Origin of the sequence: Accumulibacter sp. (assembly GCF_031732815.1) — a bacterium.
In the GTDB taxonomy this organism is placed as follows: Bacteria; Pseudomonadota; Gammaproteobacteria; order Burkholderiales; family Rhodocyclaceae; genus Accumulibacter.
Genome location: NZ_JAVMKF010000028.1, coordinates 40,818 through 48,970 on the forward strand (window position 1 = coordinate 40,818; position 8,153 = coordinate 48,970).

Below are 8,153 nucleotides of genomic sequence, written 5' to 3' on the forward strand. Positions count from 1 at the left end.
GTCGAGGTTTCGATCAGCGTATCGCTGGCGTCGGCGACATAGACGTCGTTGCCCGTGCCGCCGATCAGCGTGTCGCTGCCGCCGCCGCCAATCAGCCGGTCGGCGCCGGCACCGCCGTCGATGCGGTCGGCGTAGGCGGTACCGGTAAGGACGTTGGCGCCGGCGTTGCCGAGGATCGACAGGGCGTTGCCGACCAGCGCGGCGTTGACGTTCAGCGCGCCCGTCCCGTTGGTGTTGGCAAGTTCACCCAGGCCGCTGCCGATGACGACGGATTCGATTCCGCGGTCGCCGGAGAACAGGGTCAGCGTGCTTGCCGTGCCGGCGGCGAAACGGACTTCGTCGTTGCCGCTCGTTCCGCTGTCGGCGATTTCCGCCGCCGGGTGATCGCTCGCCAGCCCGATCAGATAAACGTCGGCGCCTTCGCCGCCGTCGAGCAGATCGACGCCCGCCTTGCCGTCGAGCACGTTATCGCCGGCGTTGCCGCGCAGCGTATTGGCCAGGGTATTGCCGGTGGCGCTCAGGTTGTCGCTGCCGCGCAGCACCAGGTTCTCGACGAAGTCGCCGAGCGTCCAGTTGACGCTGCTGTCGACCGTGTCGATACCGCCCGCGTCGGCCGCGTTGCCGGGGCTGCGGGTTTCGGATACGCGGTCGGCAAGGTTGTCAACGATGTAGGTGTCGTTGCCGGCGCCACCCGCCATCGAGTCGGCGCCGAGTCCGCCGTCCAGCCGGTTGGCGCCGTTGTTGCCGTTCAACTGGTTGTTCAGCAGGTTGCCGGTCGCGACCAGGTCGGCGCTGCCGAGCAGGCCGAGGTTTTCCAGGTTGGCGCCGAGCGTCCAGTTGACGCTGCTGAGAACGGTATCGATCTCGTTCGCCAGCGTCGAGGTCTCGACGATCGTGTCGGCTGCGTTGTCGACCACATACGTGTCGCCACCGTTGCCGCCGGTCAGCGTATCGATGCCGGCGCCGCCGTCGAGCCGGTTGGCGAGCGCGTTGCCGGTCAGCACGTTGGCCAGCTCATTGCCGGTCAGGTTGTTGGCAACGGAGCCGACGACGGCTGCATTCTCGATATTCGCGGCGAGGACGAAGGTCGCGCCGCTGGCATTGATCGCCACGCGCACGTTGTCGGTGCCGGCATTGGTGGCTTCGCTCAGGATGTCGCCAGTGTGGTCGACGAGGTAGGTGTCGTCGCCCTCACCACCGATGAGCTGGTCCGCACCGCCCTGTCCGTCGAGCGTATCGTTGCCGCCGGCGCCTTCCAGGCGATTGCTCATCGCGTTGCCGACCAGCAGGTTGGCGGCGTCGTTGCCGAGCGCGTTGAACTGACCGTTGCCGCGCACTTCAAGGTTTTCGATGTTGGCAAGCAGGCCGTTCAGGCTGATCGTCTTCGCCACGGCAGTGGTGAACACGACGCGCAGCGTGTCGTTGCCGGCGTTGGTGCTCTCGCTGACGTTGGCCAGTTCGCCGTCGGCGTCGAGGACATAGGTGTCGTCGCCCAGGCCGCCGACGAAGGTGTCGATTCCGCCTTGCCCGTCAAGAATGTTGTTGCCGCTGTTGCCGCTCAGTCGATTGGCCAGGCTGTTCCCGGTAGCGTTGGTGCTCGCCTCGCCGGTCAGCACGAGGTCTTCGACGTTGTTGCCCAGAACGAAGCTGATCGACGAGTAGACGCGGTCGCTGCCGCCGCCAATTCCCTCGTTGACCACGTCGCCGATATTGTCGACGACGTAGCTGTCGTTGCCGGCACCGCCGTTCATAACGTCGGCTCCGGCGCCACCGTCGAGAAAGTCGTTGCCCATTTCGCCGGTCAGAGTGTCGGCACCGCCCAGTCCGGAGATCTGGTCGTTTCCTGCGGCCCCGGCGAGCGTATTGCTGCTCTCGTCGCCGTTCACAATGCGGCCAGCGACGGTGGCGGCTTCCAGCGTGTAGCTGCCGGTGCCGCCGCGTGCATCGCGCGCGAGCAGATAATAGGTGCCGCTCGTCGTCGCCGCATGAACGATCTGCGCATTGCTGTTGCCGACGGCGACGTTGTCGTTGCTGGCGATCGCGGCGGACAGCGTGGTCGTGCCCGTTCCGGCGGAGTGCAGCGAGAGAAATGCGTCGACGGTCGATCCGGGTGCTTTCAGATCGAAGACATAGGTCGTTCCGGCGCTCAGGCTGACGGCGAACAGGTCGCTGTCGGCAGTACGCTCGAGCCAGCCGGTGAGCGGGCCGGCACCGACGGTAAGCTGGCCTGCCGTGGCCAGGGTCTGACCGAAGTCGTCGCTGTTCGCCGCGTCGTCGTTGAGGATCGTGCCGCTGGCGCTGGTCGTTCGCAGGACGAGACCCGCCGACGGGTTCGACAGGCTCACGATGAAGGATTCGTTGCTCTCGACGACACGGTCTCCCTTCACTGCCAGCGAGATCGTCTTTTCGGTCTCGCCGACCGCGAAGGTAATGCTGCCCGAAGTCGGGCTGGCAAAGTCGGTCGCGACGTTGGCCGGTGTCAGTCCGCTGCCTTGCACGCTCCAGTTCAGCGTTTGCACCGACGAACTTGCGACGTTCAGGCTGAGCTTGTAGGTGAAGATCGTCGAGCCGCTGTGACCTTCGAACTGCTGGGTCAGGTCACTGCTGATCGAGACCTGCGAGCGCAATGCATTGCCGAGGATTTCGCTGATCGATTTGCTGCCATCGGCAAAAACGAAGGTTTCCATGTTGCGCACGACATCCGAGCCGCTGACCGTGCTGTAGAAGTTGAAACCGACGCTGTCGGAATAGGTGTAAGTGTAGCTGCCGTAGGTGCCGGAGAAAACGACGCTGTCGCCACCATCGCCGCCGTCGAGCAGGTCGTCGCCCAGGCTGGCGACCAGGACATCGTCGCCAGCACCGCCAAACAGGCTGTCGTTGCCGGCGCCGCCATCGAGCCGGTTGGCCAGCGCATTGCCGGTGATCTGGTCAGCCGCCGAGCCGCCGACGGCATTCTCGATGTTGCACGAGTAGGCGATGGCGATGTTGTTGGTCATGCTGTTGCCCGAGGAGAACGAGCCGGGCGCCAGGTTGATCGTGCAGTTCGTATTCCAGCCGCTGAGGTTGAGCGTGTCGTTGCCGCCTGCGTCGTAGATGGTGAGGATCGGGTTGGCGTTGAGCGCGAAGTCGAAGATCGGTGCCAGCGAACCGGTGACGTTGCTGCCAAAGCCATAGACGGTGTCGCCAGTACGCGTCGTCGTTTCGGCACCGTAAATCTTCTGGATGGCGAGAACGTCGTTGAGCATCGGTGTTTGCGGCGAGTAGGTGCGGCCGTCGCGACCGACCCAGTCGGCCCAGGCGATGTCATTGCTGCTGCCGCGACCGGTGTTCGGGCCAAAGTACGACATCACGGAGTAGACCTGGCTGTCCTGGAACGACGAGGGCGTCCAGTTGCCGGCGCCGTTGTAGTTGCCCATGTGGTCCAGGCCGAAGGCGTGCCCGAGCTCATGCACATAGACCTGGAACGAGTACTGACCGATCTGCGGCGACATCAGATCGGCATAAGCGCGGTTGAACCAGACGCTGCCGACCGACGGATAATAGGCGTGCGCGTAGCTGACGCCGGTGCTCGAGGTGCCGATCTCGATGTTCGAGCCGCCCGTCGTCGTCCGCACGAGGTCGGGCGCGATCAGATCGTCCCAGGTTTGCAGAGCACGCTCGGCGGCCGTCTGTTGGGTTGCATTGAGACCTGCGAAACCGGCGAGTTCCTGGCTGCCGTACATGCCGGAGGCTGCCGTCGGAAAAGCGTAGGTGATGGTTGACCCGCTCCAACTGTATCCAGAAATCAACTGGTCCAGAATCTGTTGCTGGGTCCACGTAGCGAGTGCCATTGAAAGCTCCTTTTGCCGCGTGGACGCAAAGCTTGAGGAGGCACTCGATAGCGCAAAAGGCGCGCATTTCGGGCAACCCGGCCACCCTTCCAAGTGCCGATCCGGCAACTCGGGGTAGGGTCCGTGGCTTTGCGTCCGGAGGTCACCCTCCGTTTGCCATTGAAAGGATGGAAACGATAGCCGGAAGAACCAGCCCGATTCACACCCACCGAAAAACGCTCCTACTCTAGTTCAGCGATGGGCGCAAGTCAAGGCGAATCTGCGCTGCATGGTCTGGAATCTGTGACCGATCTCACGACTTGCCGGTATTCGGCTGAGGCCAGCGATCTGGGAGGATCTGTGGCCCGGAGAAGGGCGCCCGGCGCTGGTCGGCCCGTCGCCGGGTGGGCGAGCCCCGAGCCGAGGCTCGCCCGATCTTGGGCTGGCAAGATGCTGCCAGTCGGCTTCTACAGGATCTTGATTTCGACCCGGCGCGGTTGCGCGTGCTCGGCCTTCGGGATGGCGAGTTTGAGCACGCCTTGGCTGAACTCGGCGGCGACCTTCGTCGAATCGAGCTCCTTCGAGAGCGTGAACACGCGGCGGTAGCGCGGCAGACTGACTTCAGCGTGGCTCGCCTCCATTCCGGGCGGCATTTCGAGGTCGATGTCGCCCTCGATGGTCAGCGCGTCGCCCTCGACGTGCAGTTGCATTTTCTCCTTCGGTACGCCGGGCATGTCGGCGTAGAGGGTGATTCCGGATGCGTCCTCGATGACGTCGACCGGCGGCATCAACGCGGCTTCTTCGCTGCCGGCTTCCTTCTTGGCGCTTCGATTGTCTGACATCTTCGGTCCTCCTTACTGAATCACTGAATCGTGATACGGCGCGGCTGGGCGGCCTGCTTGCGGGCGATGCTGATGCGCAGCACGCCATCGCGGTACTGGGCGTCGACGGCGCCCGGATCGATGTCGTCAGGCAGCGTGACGACACGCCGGAAGCGGCCGGCAAAGCGTTCGTCGATATGCACGGTGGCCTTGTCGCCGGGGGTGGGCAGCTTGCGCTCGCCAGCGATGGTAAGCACGCCCTTCTCGATCTGCACTTCGAGCGTGTTCGGGTCGACGCCAGGCGCAAAAGCATAGATTTCAACCGACTCCGGCGTGCCGCCGACATTCATTGCCGGGAAGCCGCCGCGCGCGATGCCGCGGATGTTCGGCGACAGATGGAAGGTCTGCTGCATCTCGCGCTGCAGCCGATCCAGTTCCGCCAGAACGTCGCGGGGAAACAGGGAACGGTACATCATCTTCATTCCTCCATGCGGTCAGGTGAGAGCGACGCCGTCTCCGGCGCTTGTTGCCTAGATGGGGCTGGTCGGCTGACTTTCAATAGCTTCGCGGCGGTCTCGGCGCGCTTGGCAGCTTCGACTAACATTGTCCGTGCAGCACTACCCCTTCCTTTCAGCTTGCGGAGGATCGTGTATGGAATACAAGGACTACTACCAGATTCTTGGCGTGCCGCGTGAGGCGGCCGCCGACGAGATCAAGAAGGCGTTCCGCCGGCTGGCGCGCAAGTATCACCCGGACGTTTCGAAGGAGCCGGACGCGGAATCGCGCATGCAGGACATCAACGAGGCACACGCCGTACTGTCCGACCCCGAGAAGCGTGCTGCCTACGACCAGCTTGGACGAGGCTATCGGCCGGGCCAGGACTTTACGCCGCCACCGGATTGGGGCAGCGATTTTGCGTTCTCCGGGCACGGCTTTTCTCCGGATGAAGCAGCGGGCTTTTCCGACTTCTTCGCCGAACTGTTTGGCCGCATGGGTGGCGGCGGGCCTGGGTTCGCCGGTGGCCGCGCGGCCGACGCCCGGAGGCGCGGCGACGATCATCAGGCCAGAGTTCTTCTCGAGGTCGAAGATGCGTTCACCGGCGCAACGCGGCAGATCAGCCTGCGCACGCCGCAAATCGATGCGCACGGACGGCGCAGCGTGCACACGCGCACGCTGAATGTCAAGATCCCGCCCGGGGTTTACGCTGGCCAGGTGATTCGCCTGGCCGGACAGGGCGCCGCCGGAATGGGTGGTGCGCCGCCCGGTGATCTGTTGCTGGAGGTTCGCTTTCGGCCCCACGCGCGCTATCGGGTGAGCGGGCGCGACGTCTGTCTGACACTGCCGGTTACTCCATGGGAAGCTGCCCTTGGCGCCGTGGTCAGCGTCGATCTGCCGCTCGGCAGTCTGAAAGTGCGGATTCCGCCGGGAGCGCAGAGCGGCCGACAAGTACGCGTGCGTGGCAAGGGAATCCCGGGGCCAACCCCAGGCGACCTGCTGCTCGACCTGCAGCTTGTGCTGCCGCCAGCCGATACGGCGAGGGCACGCGCGCTCTACGAAACGATGGCGCGGGAACTGGCTTTCAACCCGCGTCAAGAAGCAAGGAGGTGAGGTATGGCGAGTGACGATGTCCTGGTCGGCAGTCTGATGGAAGAGTCCTGGCTGACGCTCGAACAGCTTGCCGCAGCGTGTACCGTCGAACCCGCATGGTTGATCCGCCATCTCGAGGACGGGCTGATTCCGCACGCCGAGAGCGTTGCCGGCGTGTGGTGCCTGAGCAGCTCCAGCCTGCTTCGTGCCCGCCGCATGCGGCAGATCGAGCGCGATTTCGATGCGGTGCCGGAACTTGCCGCGCTGGTCGCTGACCTGCTCGAAGAAGTTGACGATCTTCGCGCAGCGCTGCTCACCCGGCGCACTGCCGGTGGCTGAAGACGCTTGCGCTATACTTTGCCGGTCACCGCTGAGCGAGACTGTCCGATGCCCACCAACGATCGCTTCCTTTCCCGTCTCGCCTGGCTGACGCTGGCTGGTGCGCTGCTCATCCTCGTCTGGCGCAGCGCTCCGCTGGTCGAAGGCTGGTTCGCACCGCGCCAAGCCGAGCCGCGCACGATCACGGCCCGTGGCGAGATTGCAGCCGACGAGAAGGCAACGATCGAGTTGTTCGAGAACGCGCGCGATTCGGTCGTCTTCATCAGCACGCGCGGGCTGGTGCGCGATTTCTGGACGCGCAACGTGTTCAGCGTGCCGCGCGGCACGGGTTCCGGCTTCATCTGGGACGACGCCGGGCACGTGATCACCAACTTTCACGTCATCGAGGGCGCCAGCGAGGCCTCGGTCAAGCTCGCCGATGGACGGGTCTACAAGGCTGGCCTGGTCGGCGCCTCGCCGGCACACGACATCGCTGTTCTGCGTATCGGCGTCGGCTTCAAGCGCCCGCCGCCGGTGCCGCTCGGAACCAGCGCCGACTTGCGCGTCGGCCAGAAGGTGTTTGCCATCGGCAATCCCTTTGGTCTTGACTGGACGCTGACCTCGGGAATCGTTTCGGCGCTCGATCGTTCGCTCGGCGGCGAGAAGCGGGCGACGATCGAGCATCTGATCCAGACCGACGCGGCGATCAATCCGGGGAATTCGGGCGGCCCTCTGCTCGATTCCGCCGGGCGCCTGATCGGCATCAATACGGCGATCTACAGCCCGAGCGGGGCGAGCGCCGGGATTGGTTTTGCCGTTCCGGTGGATACTGTCAATAGGGTGGTACCGCAGGTGATCAGCGGCGGCCGCTACATTCGGCCAGCGCTTGGCGTACAAGCGGACGAGGCGATCAATACCCGCTTGAAACGTCTGCTGGGCGTCGAGGGTGTGGTGATTCTACGCGTCACGCCGGGTTCGGCAGCGGAAGCGGCTGGGCTGCAAGGCGCCACGGTGTCGCCCGAAGGCAATGTCATCCCCGGCGACATCATCACGGCGGTCGATGGCAAGCCGGTGGATTCGGTCGGCAAGCTGCTGGCGCGACTGGACGATCGCAGGGTCGGCGAGACGATCAAGCTGGAAATCCTTCGTTCGGGCGGCAAGAGCGAAGTGGCGCTGGTCCTCCAGCCCGGCAACTGATCGCCGGTAAGTCTGGTTTAAGCATCGCGCGTTATCGTTGTAGTCGTGCTCAGCGCAATCGATGGCACGGCGATTCCTCGCAGGCTCGCCGCCTGCGCGGGCCATACCCCTTAACCCCAAACCATACTCTACAAAGGACACATGACATGAAAGCACATAACACTCTCGCCGCCGCGCTGCTCCTGGCACTCGCCGGTGGCCTGGCCAATACGAGCCTGGCTGCCGATAGCGCAGCCGCTGCTCCGACCAGCGCGGCCGCGCCGGCGCGGGAAATCAGCAAGGAGCAGGCGATCGAGATGGCCGTGAAAGCCCATCCAGGTGAAGTGACCAAAGCCTATCAGGACACGAAGAAGGGCAAGAAGACCTGGGAAGTGAAGATCGATGGCAAGGACGGCAAGAAGTGGGAAATCCACTACGAGAT

Annotated in this window: 7 protein-coding genes and 1 riboswitch; of the genes, 4 read left to right on the plus strand and 3 right to left on the minus strand. The window is 64.4% G+C overall.

The genetic code is table 11. The annotated features are described in order from the left end of the window. From RKP46_RS02460 to RKP46_RS02470, 3 genes are all read right to left on the minus strand, one after another. The coding region (locus RKP46_RS02460; RefSeq protein WP_311105153.1) for a M10 family metallopeptidase C-terminal domain-containing protein at positions 1 to 3,830 on the minus strand (3,830 nt) is incomplete at its 3' end. Positions 3,831 to 3,898: 68 nt separating this feature from the next. After that, positions 3,899 to 3,998: riboswitch (cyclic di-GMP riboswitch) on the minus strand. 278 nt (positions 3,999 to 4,276) lie between these two features. Continuing rightward, positions 4,277 to 4,651: an Hsp20/alpha crystallin family protein gene (locus tag RKP46_RS02465; protein ID WP_311105154.1), complete on the minus strand. Its 375-nt coding sequence runs from the start codon at positions 4,649 to 4,651 to the stop codon at positions 4,277 to 4,279. Positions 4,652 to 4,671: 20 nt separating this feature from the next. Further along, a complete protein-coding gene (locus tag RKP46_RS02470) occupies positions 4,672 to 5,103 on the minus strand; it encodes an Hsp20/alpha crystallin family protein (protein ID WP_311105160.1) in 432 nt (143 codons plus the stop codon). Between the two features lie 178 nt (positions 5,104 to 5,281). On the opposite strand from RKP46_RS02470, the gene RKP46_RS02475 reads away from it, so the two are divergent. From RKP46_RS02475 to RKP46_RS02490, 4 genes are all read left to right on the plus strand, one after another. Beyond that, on the plus strand, positions 5,282 to 6,238 hold the full coding sequence (locus RKP46_RS02475) for a DnaJ C-terminal domain-containing protein (RefSeq protein WP_311105155.1): 957 nt from the start codon (positions 5,282 to 5,284) through the stop codon (positions 6,236 to 6,238). 3 nt (positions 6,239 to 6,241) lie between these two features. Next, positions 6,242 to 6,556, plus strand: a complete 315-nt coding sequence (locus RKP46_RS02480) for a chaperone modulator CbpM (RefSeq protein WP_311105156.1) — start codon at positions 6,242 to 6,244, stop codon at positions 6,554 to 6,556. A 48-nt stretch (positions 6,557 to 6,604) separates the two neighbouring features. Next, positions 6,605 to 7,732 carry a trypsin-like peptidase domain-containing protein gene (locus tag RKP46_RS02485; protein ID WP_311105157.1) on the plus strand — a complete coding sequence of 376 codons (1,128 nt, stop codon included), beginning with the start codon at positions 6,605 to 6,607 and terminating at the stop codon, positions 7,730 to 7,732. A gap of 146 nt (positions 7,733 to 7,878) precedes the next feature. After that, on the plus strand, positions 7,879 to 8,153 hold a 275-nt coding region (locus RKP46_RS02490), incomplete at its 3' end, for a PepSY domain-containing protein (RefSeq protein WP_311105158.1).